Source organism: Sediminicola sp. YIK13, assembly GCF_001430825.1.
In the GTDB taxonomy this organism is placed as follows: domain Bacteria; phylum Bacteroidota; class Bacteroidia; order Flavobacteriales; family Flavobacteriaceae; genus Sediminicola.
In genome coordinates, this window is record NZ_CP010535.1 from 3,064,401 (window position 1) to 3,082,008 (window position 17,608).

Consider the following 17,608-nt stretch of genomic DNA (forward strand, 5'->3'; position numbering starts at 1 on the left):
TGTCTAAAAAAATTTTAAAGAAAAGACTAATTTCATCGTATAATCAAAAAGCTGGACCAGATGGACGGAAGAATAAATAAAGGTTATAGGGTGCTAAGTCATGCAGGGGCTTATTTAAAACGATCCCGTAAACTGCGTATAAGCTTCAATTCCTTTTTTAAGGATACCTTTTTTATAGTGATAGGAATTTTTTCTGCCGCATTTGGTCTGGAGAGTTTTCTTTTACCCAACAGATTTATAGATGGTGGGGCCACGGGAATTTCTTTGTTGGCTACGGAAATAACCATATTGCCACTATATCTTTTGATTATAGTGGTGAACATACCTTTTCTGATACTTGGGTACAAGGTTATTGGAAAGACATTCGCCATAAAAGCATCCTTAGCTATACTAGGTCTTGCCCTGGTGTTGGCCACGATGCACTTTCCAGAAATTACCCAGGATAAATTATTGGTAGCCGTTTTTGGAGGCTTCTTTTTAGGTGCAGGAATAGGACTTTCCATAAGAGGAGGCGGTGTTTTGGATGGTACGGAAGTTTTGGCCATCTTTTTAAGCAGAAAGATGGGGACCACTATTGGGGATATCATTATACTTATTAACATAGTTATATTTCTGGCAGCTGCTTACTTGCTCTCTATTGAAACTGCCCTTTATTCCATGCTGACCTATTTATCGGCTTCGAAGACCTTGGATTTTGTAGTGGATGGTATTGAAGAATATACGGGTGTTACCATTATTTCGCTGAAAAGCGAAGCTATGAGAATCATGATAACAGAAAAATTGGGGAGGGGATTAACCATATATCGCGCAAAGGGGGGATATGGAAAAAATGGTATTCACAATGATTACGATGTGATTTATACTGTAATTACCCGATTGGAAATACGAAAATTAAATATTGAGATCTCCAAGATAGATCCCAATGCCTTTGTGGTGATGAACAGTATCAATGATACCCGTGGTGGTATGATAAAGAAGAGGCATTTATAAGTATTTACGGCATCCCGTTTTAGGGAATGGTTGTCATCATCTAAATAATAGAGACGTTTATTTTTGTCTTAAACTGAGAACATTGGAATATAATATTAAAGAAAAAGCAATTAAAAAACTGATAAGCAAGGGTATCTCCCAGGCTTTATCCTATAGTGAATATAGATTGTTGATGGACCAATTGGTTCTAAGGTCTGGAACAACCGGACTTGAACAGACTCAAATGTATATAGATTATACAAAGCTGAACCAGCAACGGATGAAGCGTTTAGACAAAATGTTAAAGTTGCCTGAGGAAATCAAGGTCAAGATTGGGAAAAGTTCTCTTAAAATGACATGGTTGGTCCTTTCTGAAAGTTGGTGTGGAGATGCTGCACAAACGATTCCTGTCATCAATAAACTTGCAGTTTCAAATCCAAATATTAGCCTTAAAATAATTCAAAGGGATGAGCATATGGAGTTAATGCAACATTTTCTTACCCAGGGGTCCAGATCGATTCCCAAATTGTTGGCGATTGATTCTATTTCCAATGATATTTTATGGACTTGGGGGCCAAGACCTAGTAAGGCTGCACAATTGGCCCATGAATATAAAAAAGAGCATGGTGAACTTACACCACAATTTAAAGAAGAGCTACAAGTTTGGTACAACAAGGATAAAGGGAAAAATACAATGTCCGATCTATTGCATTTACTTTCCTTGGAATAGGTAAGTAATCGTTCCCTTTTGGTTATCAACGTCACTGGGATTAAATCTAGCCAAAAGGGCATAGGTGATGGCATTTTCTACCAGACATCCGTTCAAGGTATTGGAGCTTTTTTTATTTACTTCTGCTTCGATAACATAGCCACTGCGATCAACAAGTATGTTGATGACAATTTTTCCTCCCTCAATACAGGTGTAAACCGGGATAGGCAGGTCATAATGATTACGGTCCACCAAGGAATAGGAAACAGTGGTGCTTCTTTTGAAATTACTGGTATTTTTTGTTTTCTTGGCCTCTAGCTCCCCGAGTTTTTGCTTGGCCTCTTCTCGTTGTTTGGCCAGTTTTTGAAGATTGGCACCATAACCGGTTGTAGAATTCAGAAAATCGGTTTCTTCATCGCTTGTGGAGGATGATTCCAGATCTTCTTTAAGCTCCTCCAAGGTCTTTAAAGGTTCGGGATTTCCAAAGCTGGGTTTTGATGCTTCGTTTACCGCCAGATTACTTTTGCTTTGACTAGGTTGATCCAATTCCTTATTAGCTTTATTCTCTTCTTCCAGTAATTTTTCCAACTCTTCATCATCAAGCAGGGTAAGCTCAATAATATACTCCTCCTGTTCCTTGGCTCCTAAGTGAATGTTGTACAGTGCCAACACCATTAGGGACATGGAAAAGAACGTTATCAAAAAGGAAAGTTGACTTCTATTCAATTTCATACATCTAATACCTCTTGTGGTTTTTTAGATTTTACATAATTGACGCACAGTGGGACTAAACCCTTTTGTCACTAAGTATTCAATCGATCAGGAAGCAGTGCATCCTGAAAATCAAGAGGTGTTACAGCATTATCTACGTTGAAATCACCTATTTTGGTTCTTCTTAATGAAGAAAGATGTCCTCCGGAATCCAATGCTTTGCCAAAATCATTGGCCAAAGACCTGATATAGGTGCCCTTGCTACAGACGACTAGGAATGTAATGATGGGCATTTCAATTTTGGTTATTTCAAAGTTATGAATTTCAACGCTCCTCGATTGTATTTCTACTTCTTTTCCTTCCCTTGCATACTCGTATAATCTTTTTCCGTCTTTTTTTAGAGCGGAAAATACAGGAGGGAATTGTTGAATTTCGCCAATGAACTGTTCTGTGGTTCGATGAATCAGTTCTTCCGTGATGTGCTCAGTGGGATAGGTATTGTCAACTTCGGTCTCAAGATCATAAGAAGGGGTCGTGGCACCTAAGGTAATGGTACCCGTATATTCTTTTACCTGTCCCTGTAATTCGATAATTCTTTTGGTAAATTTTCCAGTACAGACCAATAGTAGTCCAGTTGCAAGAGGGTCCAAAGTCCCCGCGTGGCCAATCTTTATTTTCTTGAGCTCAAATTTGCGTCGAATAGCCCATTTTAAGGCGTTTACTGCTTGAAAAGAAGTCCAGGTGAGCGGTTTGTCTATCAGCAATATCTGCCCTTCCAAGTAATCTTCTTTCGTCATTATATCACGGTTAGGGGTCTAATGAAAAAATGGATGATCAGAATGGCAAAACCTACAATGATACGGTAGTAGCCAAACATTTTGAAGCCGTGCTTGCTCAAATATCCAATAAAGGTTTTAATGGCAAATAGTGCCACTAAAAATCCGACGACATTCCCGATGATCAAATAATTGACCTGATCACTGGTAAGGGTAAAGCCTGCATCGTAATAGTCGTAACTTTTCTTCAGGGTGGCCCCCAGCATGGTAGGGAGGGCCAAGAAAAAAGAAAATTCAGCTGCCGCAGTTCTGGAAAGCTTTTGTGTCATTCCTCCTACAATACTGGCTCCACTTCTGGAGACACCGGGTATCATTGCCAAACACTGGAAAAGTCCAATTCTGAAAGCGGTACGATAGGAGATCTCCGTATTTTCGGCATCTCCAAACCAATCATCAACCTTTAATAGAATGAAGCCCCCGAGAACCAAGGAAACTGCCACGGTCAACGGATTTTCCAGTAAGGAATCAATGACATCACTTAACAACAATCCGAAAACTACGGCCGGAATAAAGGCCACCAATAGTTTATAGTAAAAATCCAAAGTTTGAAAAAATCTTTTAAAATAAAGGACTACCACGGAAAGGATGGTCCCCAGTTGGATGACTATTGTGAACAATTTGGTAAAATCATCCTGTGCAATTCCAAAAAAGGAGGATGCGATAATCATGTGCCCTGTTGATGACACCGGTAAATACTCGGTAATGCCTTCAATGATGGCAAGTATAATAGCTTGTAGTAAGTCCAAATTTATTTTTTCTTGTGGGGGTTCAACAAAATGGCGTAGATCTCAATGCCCAGTCCCAATAGCACCAAGGTAGGGGCCAAACGGATTCTCCTGAAGTTGTATATCTCTGGGTTAAAAACAGTGGGGTCGTCACTACCTCCTCCGCTCATTAAGATAAATCCCAACGCCATACAGGCCAAGCCGATGAACATAAAAAGATAGTTCTTTTTTTGAAATATAAATTCAGGTTTCGGACCTTGGTTCTGATTCGTGCTGTTTTTCTTCATACCGCAAATTTAGTAATATAAATCGTCTGTCCTAAGATTTAAAAAACGCTGTGTGGCAAAAAAGGTACTCAAAACGGATATAAGCACTCCCAAAAGAAAAACCCCGACAAATAAAAAGCCTAGGACAAGAGGATCATCTATAAGATTCAGTTCGGGAAATTGATCGTTTACGTAGTAAAGGGTGCCGCCCAAGGCTAGCAATGCCAAGAATGCACCCAACATTCCTAATTTAATATTGGTGTAGATAAACGGGCGTCGAATAAATTTCTTGGTAGCGCCCACCATTTGCATGGTTTTAATGATAAATCTTTTGGAATATATGGATAAACGGATAGAACTATTGATCAGTAATACCGCAATAAAGGTAAAGATGGCACTTGCCACTAAAATCCAAAAGCTAATGCGTTTTACGTTTTCGTTCAATAGGGTGATCAAAGGTTGGTCGTAACTGACTTCTTCCACATAACCCTTGGCAGCTAGGTTGGAAGCAATTTCCTCTATTTGCTCTGAGGAGACAAAATCTGCTTTCAGCTTTACGTCAATAGAGTTCTTTAAAGGGTTGTAGCCTAAAAATTCGATAAAATTTTCACCAATTTCCTCACTGTGCTGTTCCGCGGCCTCCTCTTTGGAAACGTAGGTTGCAGATCGGGTGTATTCTGCCAAGGCCAAACTTTTTTGTAGTTGGTCTACTTCAACAGGCTTTGCACTGTCCTTTAAAAAGACAGAAATGGATATCTGTTCTTTGAAATGATCTCCCATTTTTTTGGTATTCAATACCAAAAGGCCCAGAATTCCCAGTAAAAATAGTACAAGGCCTATGCTAAGTACCACGGAGAAATAAGAGGAGATCAGTTTTCTTTTTTGATAGCGTTCAAAAGATTTGCTCATAGCGAAAAATCATGACGTAAAAGTAATAAAGTAAATTGAATATGAAATGGCCCTTAAGGTTTTCCGAGGTATTTTAATGAAAGAAATTATAGAGGCGTATTGGGAGGTTATCTTTTCAAGGAAAAGTGCCCCTTAAAGGTCGTGTCCTCTATCTGTATGATATACCAATAATCCCCCGAGGGCAATTCTCTACTGTTAAAGGTACCGTCCCAAGAAAAGGGGGAGTTTCTAGAATTTTTTAAGAGCTTTCCGTAACGGTCAAAGATGTTGACACTGGAGGAGCTGTAATTTTCTATGCCAACAAGATCAAAGGTATTGTTGTAAGGGTCCCCATTTGGAGTAAAGAATTTTGGGATTACAAAATGGGTATAGGACATGGAAACTTCCCCACATCCATTTTTTTCCCTGGCATATACGGTATATCGGCCGCCCTGAGTGTTCATGAATTCCGAACTATCTTGATAATCCGTGCCATTGAGGGAATATTCAAAATCCCCAGAAAAAGTGGTCGACACTATGATGGAAAATTCATCAGAGGTTATATTGGAAATGATAGGGGCATCTACTTGTTCCAAAGTAACGGTCTTCACATTGGTGCATCCGTCGGAATTGGTGACCCCAACAGTATAGGTACCCGGCGCAGCCACCGTAATTTGGGAGGTGGTTTCTCCAGTGTTCCATTCATAGGTTACCGTATCCGTACCCATATAATTTGCATATAGTGTGGTCTGGGAATTTTCACAAAATGCTACGGTTTCATCTTCTACCTCCGGTAATTCGTAGAAGGAAATGGAAACAGCTGTTCGTGTGTCAGAGATGCATCCGGCCACGGTGGTTTCCGCCTCCGCATAATAGGTGCCGGCGCTGGTAGGTTGGTAGGTGTGGCTATCCGCTAAAAGTAGGTTGCCACCTGAGGGAGCATCGTACCAATTGACCTTTATTCCAAAGAGGGTGCTTACTTCCAGAGGAGTGGGGTCGTTGGAGCAAGCCATTACATCTTCTATTTTGGTAGGGGCTGAAGGGGTGTTGACCACGAGTACGCTAAATACCTCAGAGACAGAACTACAAAGTGGGCTGCTGAGGTTGATAGGATCTTCCGCTACTTTTACCCTATAAAAGGTTGTGTTGGAAATGGGGCCTGGGGCAAAGGTAGGATTTGTCTCTCCTAGAATATCTGTCCAATTACTGCTGGAGGTTGAGGATTGCCATTGGAAAGCATGGGTGCTATAAACTGAAAAATCAGGAGTGGCATTCAATTCTGTGATGGTTACCGGGGCATCTGCCTCACAAACCGATATCTCAGTTTCGTTCATTAAGTCTGTAATTTCAACTAAATCCCCACAGGTTCTAAATACAATATCGTCAATGGCGAGATCATTTCCACATCCTCCTGGCGAATTGTTGATCATTTTTAGAATTACGGACGTCTGTCCAGGTTCTGTTTGAAAAACCAATCCATATTGATTCCATTGTGGAGAGGTGGTTCCAGTTATATCCCCTGTATTCCCAGATGCCAATAATAGTGTGTCAGTATCGTCCCAAATCTCAAAATCTACATTCACAGGAATACCTGCATTCAGGCAACCCGAAAGGGGTAGTAGGTTTAGCAGCCAAGAAGAAAATTCATAGGTGGTGTTCTCACAAAGAACATCTACCCTATATCGGAAAAACTCCCCAGCATTAATATCAGCATTTATTATAAGGGCTTTGCCATCTGTGTCATTGGGAGTATGATCTTGAGTGTCGTGCCAGCTAAAGTAATTGGTTCTGCTGGAAAGGGTGTAAAATCCATCGTCGGGTGCCCCGGAGGTATAGGTATAGGTGGTGGTTCCCGCCGGTAATTGCGGACCATTGGTTGTTCCGGTTCCAAAATTCTCCTCAAAGATAGGATCACCCGAACTGCCAGGGCAAAACCCCAATTGGGCCTGTAGCTGGATACTGCAAAAGCCGACTAAGAACAATAGCAGCATATGTCGTTGGATATTCCTTTTTTTCACCTAGTGTGTATTTTAATCAACGTAATATTTCTTCGGGCGGTTTAGCATATTAAAATTTCAGAAAACCATCATATTCAATAGAATATTTCAATATTGGTTTTGATCTCCCTTTTGTAATTTGATAATATCTTTTCCCCTTTCAATGATTAAACTTATTTTTGCCCGATATACCATACTGTTGCTACTGTAAAACGGCAGGACTATAGAAATATTTTGATATGAGCTACGATTTCAGACAGATTGAGGATAAATGGCAGAAAGAATGGGCCGAAAAAGGCACTTTTGAAGCGCAAAACAACTCTGATAAACCAAAATATTATGTGTTGGATATGTTTCCTTACCCATCTGGTGCCGGGTTACATGTAGGACATCCTCTAGGTTACATAGCCAGTGATATATATGCCCGGTACAAAAGACATAAGGGCTTCAACGTTTTGCACCCCATGGGATATGATTCTTTTGGGTTGCCTGCAGAGCAATATGCCATTCAGACGGGACAGCATCCGGCCATTACCACAGCTGCCAATATTAAGAGGTACAGGGAGCAATTGGATAAAATAGGGTTTTCGTTCGATTGGAGCAGGGAAGTGCGCACCTCTGATCCAAATTATTATAAATGGACACAGTGGATTTTTATCCAACTTTTTAACTCTTGGTATAACAAACAAGCAGATAAGGCAGAAGATATCGATACATTGATTGCCATATTTAAGCAAGATGGTAATAAGGGCGTAAATGCAGTATGCGATGAAGATGTGGATGCTTTCACAGCATCTCAATGGAAAGCTTTTACACCAAAGAAGAAACAGGAAATTTTATTGCAGTATAGGCTTACCTATTTGGCGGAAACGGAAGTCAATTGGTGCCCTGCCCTGGGGACCGTTTTGGCCAATGACGAAATTGTCAATGGGGTTTCTGAGCGTGGTGGACACACTGTGATCCGTAAAAAGATGACCCAGTGGAGTATGAGGATATCTGCATATGCCCAACGCTTGTTGGACGATTTGCAAAAAGTGGATTGGCCACAGCCTTTAAAAGATTCCCAGGTAAATTGGATCGGCCGTTCGGAAGGAGCTTCGGTTACCTTTCATACAATTCCTTCAGGGGATGTAAAGAAGTCATACCCCATTGAGGTGTTTACAACCAGACCAGATACAATTTTTGGTGCCAGTTTTATGACCTTGGCACCAGAACATGAATTGGTGTCCTTAATTACAACCCCAGAACAGCAAGAAGAAGTAGCTGCCTATGTTGAAACTACTGCAAAACGTTCGGAGCGGGATCGTATGGCCGATGTAAAGACCATTTCAGGAGCTTTTACGGGAGCCTATGCCTCGCATCCGTTTACAAAAGAACCTGTTCCGGTTTGGATAGGGGATTATGTGTTGGCGGGCTATGGAACAGGAGCGGTAATGTCCGTTCCTTGTGGGGATCAGCGTGATTATGATTTTGCAAAACATTTCAATATCCCTATTCCCAATATTTTTGAAGGAATCGATATTTCGGAAGAAGCATTTGCAGATAAAGAAAAGACCATTATTTCGAACTCTGATTTCCTAAACGGTCTGCCTTATAAAAAAGCGGTTAAGTTGGCCATTTATGAATTGGAGAAATTGGAGCAGGGTAAAGGGAAGATCAATTATAGATTGCGGGATGCCGTATTTAGCCGTCAGCGGTATTGGGGGGAGCCATTCCCGGTATATTACGTGGAAGGAATGCCGCAAATGATCGAGTCAAAATATTTGCCCATTGAATTGCCCGAAGTTGAAAAATACCTTCCTACAGAAACCGGGGAGCCACCTTTGGGAAATGCCACTACTTGGGCATGGAACACGGTGGAGCATACAGTGGTCAGCAATAAGATGGTAGATCATAGGACCGTATTTCCTTTAGAGCTGAATACCATGCCAGGTTGGGCGGGGAGCTCTTTCTATTTTAATCGTTATATGGATCCCAATAATGAAAGTGAGATATTTTCACAGGATGCCATTAAGTATTGGCAGGATGTGGATCTTTATATAGGCGGAAGTGAGCATGCCACAGGGCATTTATTGTATTCCCGTTTTTGGCAAAAATTTCTTTTTGATAAAGGGGTAGTTCTCAAAGAAGAATTTGCAAAGAAGCTCATCAATCAGGGGATGATCACCGGTACCAGTGCCTTCATTTATAGGATTGAAGGTGAAAACACCTTGGTATCAAAAAATTTAATAGGAGACAGATCTGTACAGCCCCTTCATGTAGACGTGTCCTTGGTGAATCCTTCAGATGAGTTGGATTTGGTAAAGTTCAAGGAAAATCCACTTTATGCCGACTTAAAGCAAGCTAAATTCCTCTTGGAAGATGGTGTTTATATTGTTGGCAGGGAGGTAGAAAAAATGTCCAAATCTAAATATAATGTGGTAAGTCCAGATAGTATATGCGAAGATTATGGGGCAGATTCCTTGCGTTTGTACGAAATGTTCCTTGGGCCTTTGGAGCAGTCAAAGCCTTGGAATACGGCCGGTATAACCGGTGTCCACAGCTTTTTGAAAAAAATGTGGCGACTGTATCATTCCGGCGAAGAAGGAGTGTTCAACATAACAGATGATAAGGCTACCGCGGATAATCTTAAAACATTGCACAAGACTATTAAAAAGGTAGAGGAGGATATCGAGAATTTCTCTTTCAACACTTCTGTATCCAGTTTTATGATCTGTGTTAATGAGTTATCTACTCAAAAGTGTACCAGCAAGTCCATCTTAGAGCCTTTGGCAATTTTGGTTTCTCCCTATGCCCCCCATATAGCGGAGGAATTATGGAGTAAATTGGGACACAAAACTTCTATAGCAACTGCAGAATTTCCAAAATATGAAGGAAAATACTTGGTGGAGAGCAGCAAGGAATACCCGATCTCCTTCAACGGAAAAATGCGTTTTAAAATGGAGCTTCCCGCAGATATGTCGGCAGCAGATATTGAGTCAGCCGTTATGGCCCATAAAAAAACACAAGAACAACTACAGGGCCGCACTCCTAAGAAAGTGATTGTGGTTCCCGGGAAAATTGTAAACGTTGTAGGATAGTATACTATCTTTAAGTGCCTACAACTTTTTAAATGTAAATCTGCTACCCATTGGCTTTTTCGCCAATTGGGAAGTTTCCCGGCGCGTAATCATCTAATATTCGTATTATGATAGATCAAATTGAAATTATAGGATTGGTCGCTGCTGTGTTGACCACTGCTTCATTTGTGCCACAGGTCTATAAGGCGTGGACACAGAAAGCAACAAAAGATATTTCTTTGACCATGTATCTTAGTTTTTTCATAGGCGTGATCCTATGGTTCATATACGGAATCCAAATTGGAAGCATATCCATCATATTGGCCAATAGTATTACGGGGCTGTTGGTGTTGATAGTAATTCTACTAAAGTTAAAATATAAGTAATACCCCCCCCTATAATTAAATATTTAATCATTTTTTAATAAAAAATAAACACCACACCCCTCATTTTATAGGGGTATTATTGATTTAAATGTTAATTATCGTCATGACACCCTTGTATTTAGTCGATTTTCTTTTTTAGTGTCGATTATTTGTCTCATTTTTGAAACTCTAATAATCATAATTGATGGGAAGGAATAAAGCTCTGTGCCTTCAGACTTTGTTTTTTCCCTATTTAGTGATACAAAAAATAGTAAGATGAGAATCGGTATTCCAAAAGAAATCAAAAACAACGAAAGCAGGGTGGGAATGACACCAGCCGGGGTTTTCGAATTGGTAAAAAATAACCATACCGTCTACGTACAATCAGGTGCTGGCGATGGAAGTGGTTTTTTCAATACGGACTACCAACAGGTGGGGGCCATTGTATTGGATACCATCGGACAGGTCTATGCCATGAGTGATATGATCGTTAAGGTAAAGGAGCCAATAAAAGAGGAGTATGGCCTTATTCAAAAAGGACAGGTGGTGTTTACTTATTTTCATTTTGCTTCAAGTGAGACCCTCACAGAAGCTATGATAGCCCGTAAGGCAATTTGTATCGCTTATGAAACCGTGGAGGATGAAGAAGGAACATTGCCATTATTGACACCCATGTCCGAAGTTGCGGGCAGAATGGCTATTCAACAGGGGGCTAAATACCTGGAGAAGCCAGAAAAAGGTCGCGGCGTTTTATTGGGAGGAGTTCCGGGTGTGGCACCGGGAAAAGTTTTGGTGCTTGGAGCTGGTATTGTGGGGATACAAGCTGCAAAAATGGCAGCAGGATTAGGTGCCCATGTTACTATTTTAGATGTTAATATGAAGCGGCTGCGCTATGTCAATGACGTAATGCCAAGCCATGTGGTAACAGAATTTTCAAATGAATTTAATATCAGAAAGCATATAAAGGACCATGATCTGATCATTGGTGGTGTCCTGTTAAGGGGGGCCAAAGCTCCTAATCTTATTACCAGGGATATGCTTAAGGAGATGCGTCCGGGTACCGTCATAGTGGATGTTGCCGTGGACCAGGGCGGATGTGTGGAGACCTCAAGGCCAACCACCCATGAGAACCCTGTATTTATTATAGATGATGTGGTCCATTATTGTGTGGCCAACATGCCAGGGGCAGTCCCATATACGTCTACTATGGCTTTGACCAACGTCACCTTGCCCTATGTGTTGAAATTAGCAAATTTAGGTTGGGTTGAAGCTTGTCGAACAGATGCATCCCTACAAAAGGGCTTGAACATAGTAGAAGGAAAAGTGATTTACAAGGAGATTATCGAAGCCTTTAACTGGCAAGCCGTTGAGGTGTAACAGGTACATTTTGTCATACTGGGAACCCCGTCATTTTTTGGCGGGGTTTTTGATTATAAGTAAAGAAGAATTATTTGATTTTAGGAAAAGGAATCTTTACTATATTTATCATTAAAAAGACGAAACTATGTTGATGTATTATATTATTTTGGGTGCTATTGCCTTGGTGAGCTGGTTGGTCAGCAATAAACTAAAAAATAAATTCAAGCATTACTCCAAAGTGCATCTGCGCAATGGCATGAGCGGCGCTGAAATTGCAGAAAAGATGTTGGCTGATCATGGGATCAGGGATGTAAAAGTTATTTCCACCCCGGGAATGTTAACAGATCATTATAATCCGGCCAATAAAACAGTGAATTTAAGTGAAGGTGTGTATAATCAGCGAAATGCTTCAGCTGCGGCCGTTGCAGCTCACGAATGCGGGCACGCTGTACAGCATGCCACGGCCTACGAATGGTTGACGATGCGTTCTAAATTGGTACCTGTGGTGAGTGTCACCTCCGGGATGTCCACTTGGGTCGTGTTTGGGGGTATTATGTTGGGTGCTGCTGCTGGAGTAGGTTTTGGATATTGGGTCGCTGTCGCCGGCTTGGTGATGATGGGCTTTGCCACCTTGTTCAGTTTTATCACTCTTCCTGTAGAATATGATGCCAGTAACCGTGCCTTGGCTTGGTTAAAGAATAAGAATATGTTGAGCCAAGAAGAATACAAAGGCTCAGAGGATGCCTTGAAATGGGCTGCACGCACCTATTTGGTTGCAGCCATAGGATCTTTGGCAACATTGGTTTATTGGGCTCTTCAAGTTCTAGGTGGAAGGGATTAGAAATTAAAATTAAAAGAGGTAATAAAAAAGGACGCTTTAAAAGCGTCCTTTTTTATATGGTTATTTGTCTATCTATCTGTTGGTTCAAAGATATAAAAGTCTCTGTACGTGAGACTCCTTCAATTTGTTGGATGTCCCTATTGAGCACGTGCATTAAATGTTCGTTGTCCCTGCAAAGTACTTTTATAAGAATAGACCAGTTACCAGTGGTATAATGACACTCAAGCACTTCTGGAATCTTCTCCAGTTCCTTTACGGCCAAAGGATTACTCATGGCCTTGTCCAGATATATGCCGATATATGCCATAGTGGTATACCCCAATACTTTTGGATTAACGATGAACTTCGAACCTGCAATGAGTCCTGAGGCCTCCAATTTTCTCAGACGCTGATGTATAGCTGCTCCAGAAATGCCAATGTGTCTTGCGATTTCTAAAATAGGCTTACGGGCGTCGGTCATAAGGAACCGAAGTATCTTTTTGTCAATCCCATCAATTTTAATGTTCTCCTCGGAAGATTTCATTTTTTGGTTTCAATATGATGGTAAATATAACTATTTAGTTACAGATCCTAACCCGCAATAGAATCTGGATTATAGCCCAAATAGCATACATCGTGCTCTTTAAAATTGATTCCGTATTCCGTGAGTTCTTCTAATATGGGTTCATATACTTCCTTGTTAATGGGAATCTGAACCCCGGGAGTTGTAATTTTTTTGTTCAATATTAAGAGGGTGGCCATCGCTACTGGTAGTCCAACGGTTTTTGCCATAGCGGTATGTGTCCTATTCTCACCAAGGACCACCATATTGGAATCTATCTGCTTTTTCACGCCATCTATCTCGTATCCAAATTTGTGGTACATGACAATCATGTCCTTGTCTTTATTGCCCAAGGTCCAGCTGTCCTCAAGTATATGTTGAAGGATTTCTGCTGGGGTGGCATTTTTCAAAGGAATGGTCTTGGAGCTGTCAAAAAGGTTCAGCTCCAAAAGTTTGTCCCACATAATATCATCTTGGTCTATTTTCAAATAGAGCCTTAGCTTCAGTTCAACCGTATCTGTGGGGGAGTAGGGTAAAAATAAATTTACGAATTCGCGGTAAGACATCCCTTCGGAGTCCTCAATAGTGTAGCTGTCATCTGTCATGCCCAATTGCACGAACATATTCCATGCCTTTGAAAACCCCACTCTTCTCATAGTACCTCTGTAAAGAGTCAGTGCATCATTTAAACCGTAGACTTCCCTGTATTTAAGGGAATCCCTATTGGCATAGGCTTCAAACTTTCCATAACCTTCTATATTCATAAATTCTGTTCTTCGAAACAACTTATGGTAGGGGATGTACTTATAGGTGCCTTCTTGGATAAATTTGGCAGTACCCCCTTGTCCGGCAACCACCACATTTCTGGGGTTCCATGTAAACTTGTAATTCCAGAGATTGGTATCGCTTTCTGGAGCAACCAAACCACCGCAAAAAGATTCGAACAATAACAGTTTGCCCCCTTTGTTCCGTATACGGTCTATGACCTGCATGGCACTCATATGGTCTACTCCGGGATCAAGGCCGATCTCATTCATAAAAACAAGCCCCTTGTCCTTTACCTGCTCGTCCAATTGTAGGAGCTCATCACTCACATAAGAGGCGGTCACCAAATGTTTTCCATATTTCAAACAATCTTTGGCTACCTTAATATGAAAGCGGGCCGGTAACATGGAAATCACAATTTCTGCATTTTGTATGGCTTGGTGCCGCTGATCTTCTTTAAATATATCCAAGGCAACAACGGTACAATGAGGATGGTTTTTTACAGTATCATTTATATGCTCCGGATGAAGGTCCCCAATGGTAATATGAAATTTTTCGCTTTCTGCTTTTTCCAATAAATAATCCAATAAATAGGAGGTAGATTTACCAGCTCCAACTACAAGTATCTTTCTCAACATCTGTTTCCTTACTTTTGTAAATTCAATGGATACTAAAGTATCAATTTGTTATAAATATAATAAATATACCAAAATAAGTTATGAACAAAACAATTTTAGGAGTGGGTGTCCTATTGGGTCTAACCGCTATAGTCCTTGGCGCATTTGGGGCGCACGGGTTGGAAAAGTTGGTGTCAACAGAGAATGTGGAAACATTTACAACGGGGGTTACCTATCAGATGTACCATGCCTTGTTCCTATTATTATTGGGTAGCATGAATTTTATTCCCGCCTCTTCAAAAAAGACTATATTTTATCTTATTTTGGTCGGTGTGCTATTATTTTCAGGTTCTATTTACACCTTGGCAACAAATGAGTTAACAGCATTTGACTTCAAAAAAATAGCTATTTTAACACCAATAGGGGGTGGTTTGTTAATTTTTGGATGGATTTTATTGGGGATTCGTATTTTTCGACAAAGGGTTTGAATAAAGGTTTATTTACGGGACTTTCGTTTTTATTTTTTATAGCTTTGTACAAGTTTATAAACTAACAAAATTATGAATAGTTCTGACCAATTGACGAAATCGATTTCGTTAAAAGATTATGGGATTGAAAGTGATCAAATTCACTATCAGTTATCTCCTTCAAAACTTCATGCCATTGCTTTGGAAAAGGGAATGGGAAAAGAAACTTCCTCAGGGGCCCTCGCAATAAATACCGGGGAATTTACCGGAAGGTCTCCCATGGACCGCTTTATTGTTAAAGATGCCATTACCGAGGACAAGGTGTGGTGGGGAAACATCAATATTCCCTTTGAAACCGATAAATTTGATGCACTTTATGACAAGGTCATTTCATATTTAAATAATAAGGAGCTCTACGTTAGGGATTGTTATGCTTGTGCAGACACGGATTATAGGACCAATATCAGGGTTATTGCAGAATACCCGTGGTCCAGTTTGTTTGCCTATAACATGTTCCTTAGGCCGGAAGAAAAAGATTTAAAGGGTTTTACTCCTGAGTGGACTGTTATCAATGCCCCTGGATTTATGGCCGATGCAAAAGTTGATGGTACCCGTCAGCACAATTTTGCCATTTTGAATTTCACCAAGAAAATAGCGTTGATTGGTGGTACTGGATATACAGGTGAAATCAAGAAAGGTATTTTTTCTGCATTGAATTTTATTCTCCCGGTTGAAAAGAACACCATGCCTATGCACTGTTCTGCCAACGTTGGTGAAGATGGGGATACCGCAATCTTTTTTGGATTATCAGGTACTGGAAAAACAACATTGTCCGCAGATCCCAATAGAAAACTTATTGGAGATGATGAACATGGCTGGACGGCTGAAAACACAGTCTTTAATTTTGAAGGAGGATGTTATGCCAAGGTCATCAATCTTTCTGAGGAGAATGAGCCCGATATCTTTAGGGCGATCAAAAAAGGAGCCTTACTGGAAAATGTAGTATTGAACAGCAAAGGAGAGGTAGACTTCTCTGATATTTCCATAACCCAAAATACGCGGGTAAGTTATCCAATCTACCATATTGATAACATACAAGAACCTTCCATTGGAAAAAATCCGAAAAATATTTTCTTTTTAACGGCCGATGCCTTTGGGGTTTTACCTCCAATTTCAAAATTGACCCCTAGTCAGGCTGCCTACCACTTTATGTCAGGGTATACCGCTAAGGTTGCTGGTACAGAAGCTGGGGTGGTTGAACCAATCCCATCATTCTCTGCTTGTTTTGGTGCGCCATTCATGCCTTTGCACCCGGCCAAGTATGCCGAGATGCTAAGTAAAAAGATGCAGGAATCAGGTGTTAATGTTTGGTTGGTGAATACAGGTTGGACCGGCGGTCCTTACGGTGTCGGAACCCGTATGAAATTAAAATATACCAGGGCTATGATCCAAGCAGCTCTCAATGGAGATTTGGGCATGTACAGTTATGATACGTATCATATCCATTCTGTTTTTGGTGTGGCCCAGCCCAGGGAATGTCCTGGAGTACCTACTTCCGTATTGAGTCCCAGGACAACTTGGAACGATGATGAGGCCTATTACAAAACGGCTTTTAAATTATCCAATGCCTTCAGGGAAAACTTTAAGAAATTTGAAGCCTATGCCAATGAAGAAATCAGGCGTGGCGGACCGCAGCGATATGCATTCTAAGCATAAAAAAAGCCTCTGAAAAGAGGCTTTTTTTTATTTCTTGTTCTGTGTGGTGATATACTTCTGCAATGCCATGGTCATGGAAGGAGTATCGGGCGTTGGCGCCTTAATGTCTATCCTTAGACCTGCATGGGTAGCGGCGTTAACGGTAGAATTACCAAAAACGGCAATTCTTGTTTCGTTCTGCTTAAAATCTGGAAAATTCTTTAGTAACGATTCAATTCCAGAAGGGCTAAAGAACACCAGGATATCATAATAAACGTCCCTTAGGTCCGAAAGATCACTGATGACCGTTTTGTAGAATATTCCTCTTGTCCAATTCAGTTCCATCGAATTCAACAATTCTGGAACAATTGGTTTTAGCACATCAGAAGATGGCAATAAGAATTTTTCGTTTTTGTATTTTTTTAATAATGGAGTAATGTCAACAAAATTCATTTTGCCAACGTATATTTTTCTTTTTCTATAAACCACATATTTTTGCAGATAATATGCTACGGCTTCAGATTGGCAAAAATACTTCATGGTGTCCGGAACCTTGAATCGCATTTCATCGGCTATCCTGAAAAAATGATCAACGGAATTTCTGCTGGTAAGAATGATGGCGGTAAAATTGTTTAAATCAATTTTTTGTTGCCTAACATTCTTAGCATCAACTCCTTCCACATGGATGAAAGGTCTGAAATCGACCTTTACTTTTTCCTTTTCAATCAGTCGTGAATATGGGGAGTTCTCCATTTTCGGTTCTGGTTGGGAAACCAAAATCGTCTTTACTTTCATAAG

The 17,608-nt window shown here is 40.6% G+C and carries 17 protein-coding genes; 8 read left to right on the forward strand and 9 right to left on the reverse strand.

Annotated elements, in window-relative coordinates; translation table 11 throughout:
* Positions 1–60: 60 nt before the first annotated feature.
* Positions 61–990, forward strand: a complete 930-nt coding sequence (locus tag SB49_RS13690; RefSeq protein ID WP_062057553.1) for a YitT family protein — start codon at positions 61–63, stop codon at positions 988–990.
* An 82-nt stretch (positions 991–1,072) separates the two neighbouring features.
* Positions 1,073–1,699 (forward strand): thioredoxin family protein, encoded by a 627-nt coding sequence (locus SB49_RS13695; protein WP_062057555.1) that lies wholly within the window; start codon positions 1,073–1,075, stop codon positions 1,697–1,699.
* Here the strand turns inward: SB49_RS13695 and SB49_RS13700 are convergent.
* The 6 genes from SB49_RS13700 to SB49_RS13725 all read right to left on the reverse strand — a co-directional run bounded on the left by SB49_RS13700 (position 1,682) and on the right by SB49_RS13725 (position 7,122).
* Complete coding sequence (locus tag SB49_RS13700) at positions 1,682–2,410, reverse strand: hypothetical protein (RefSeq protein WP_062057558.1); 729 nt, start codon at positions 2,408–2,410, stop codon at positions 1,682–1,684. The two genes, SB49_RS13695 and SB49_RS13700, sit on opposite strands and share 18 nt — an antisense overlap.
* Positions 2,411–2,481: 71 nt before the next feature.
* On the reverse strand, positions 2,482–3,186 hold the full coding sequence (gene truB / locus SB49_RS13705) for a tRNA pseudouridine(55) synthase TruB (RefSeq protein ID WP_442983568.1): 705 nt from the start codon (positions 3,184–3,186) through the stop codon (positions 2,482–2,484).
* A complete protein-coding gene (locus tag SB49_RS13710; protein WP_062057564.1) occupies positions 3,186–3,971 on the reverse strand; it encodes an undecaprenyl-diphosphate phosphatase in 786 nt (261 codons plus the stop codon). The genes truB and SB49_RS13710 overlap by 1 nt, the downstream gene beginning before the upstream one ends.
* A gap of 2 nt (positions 3,972–3,973) precedes the next feature.
* Complete coding sequence (locus SB49_RS13715) at positions 3,974–4,237, reverse strand: DUF3098 domain-containing protein (RefSeq protein WP_062057567.1); 264 nt, start codon at positions 4,235–4,237, stop codon at positions 3,974–3,976.
* A gap of 9 nt (positions 4,238–4,246) precedes the next feature.
* Positions 4,247–5,125: a cell division protein FtsX gene (locus tag SB49_RS13720; RefSeq protein ID WP_062057570.1), complete on the reverse strand. Its 879-nt coding sequence runs from the start codon at positions 5,123–5,125 to the stop codon at positions 4,247–4,249.
* Positions 5,126–5,232: 107 nt separating this feature from the next.
* Positions 5,233–7,122 (reverse strand): T9SS type B sorting domain-containing protein, encoded by a 1,890-nt coding sequence (locus tag SB49_RS13725; RefSeq protein WP_082591121.1) that lies wholly within the window; start codon positions 7,120–7,122, stop codon positions 5,233–5,235.
* A 218-nt stretch (positions 7,123–7,340) separates the two neighbouring features.
* Here SB49_RS13725 and leuS point away from each other — a divergent pair, with 218 nt between their 5' ends.
* From leuS to SB49_RS13745, 4 genes are all read left to right on the forward strand, one after another.
* Entirely contained in the window at positions 7,341–10,181 is a 2,841-nt protein-coding gene (leuS, locus tag SB49_RS13730) for a leucine--tRNA ligase (RefSeq protein ID WP_062057576.1), read from the forward strand.
* Positions 10,182–10,288: 107 nt separating this feature from the next.
* On the forward strand, positions 10,289–10,546 hold the full coding sequence (locus SB49_RS13735) for a SemiSWEET family sugar transporter (protein ID WP_062057581.1): 258 nt from the start codon (positions 10,289–10,291) through the stop codon (positions 10,544–10,546).
* Positions 10,547–10,801: 255 nt separating this feature from the next.
* The gene (ald, locus tag SB49_RS13740) at positions 10,802–11,902 is read left to right on the forward strand and encodes an alanine dehydrogenase (RefSeq protein WP_062057583.1); all 1,101 of its coding nucleotides are present in this window, start codon (positions 10,802–10,804) and stop codon (positions 11,900–11,902) included.
* Positions 11,903–12,029: 127 nt separating this feature from the next.
* Positions 12,030–12,725 carry a zinc metallopeptidase gene (locus tag SB49_RS13745; RefSeq protein ID WP_062057586.1) on the forward strand — a complete coding sequence of 232 codons (696 nt, stop codon included), beginning with the start codon at positions 12,030–12,032 and terminating at the stop codon, positions 12,723–12,725.
* A gap of 52 nt (positions 12,726–12,777) precedes the next feature.
* Here the strand turns inward: SB49_RS13745 and SB49_RS13750 are convergent, their stop codons facing one another.
* Positions 12,778–13,248, reverse strand: coding sequence for an Lrp/AsnC ligand binding domain-containing protein (locus SB49_RS13750; RefSeq protein ID WP_062057590.1), 471 nt, complete (start codon positions 13,246–13,248; stop codon positions 12,778–12,780).
* Positions 13,249–13,295: 47 nt separating this feature from the next.
* Complete coding sequence (locus SB49_RS13755) at positions 13,296–14,669, reverse strand: saccharopine dehydrogenase family protein (RefSeq protein ID WP_062057593.1); 1,374 nt, start codon at positions 14,667–14,669, stop codon at positions 13,296–13,298.
* Positions 14,670–14,749: 80 nt separating this feature from the next.
* On the opposite strand from SB49_RS13755, the gene SB49_RS13760 reads away from it, so the two are divergent.
* Positions 14,750–15,136, forward strand: a complete 387-nt coding sequence (locus tag SB49_RS13760; protein WP_062057596.1) for a DUF423 domain-containing protein — start codon at positions 14,750–14,752, stop codon at positions 15,134–15,136.
* A gap of 72 nt (positions 15,137–15,208) precedes the next feature.
* Positions 15,209–16,825, forward strand: a complete 1,617-nt coding sequence (gene pckA, locus SB49_RS13765) for a phosphoenolpyruvate carboxykinase (ATP) (protein ID WP_062057599.1) — start codon at positions 15,209–15,211, stop codon at positions 16,823–16,825.
* A 33-nt stretch (positions 16,826–16,858) separates the two neighbouring features.
* On the opposite strand, the gene SB49_RS13770 is transcribed toward pckA, so the two are convergent.
* Positions 16,859–17,605 (reverse strand): uroporphyrinogen-III synthase, encoded by a 747-nt coding sequence (locus SB49_RS13770; protein WP_062059249.1) that lies wholly within the window; start codon positions 17,603–17,605, stop codon positions 16,859–16,861.
* Between the last annotated feature and the right edge of the window lie 3 nt (positions 17,606–17,608).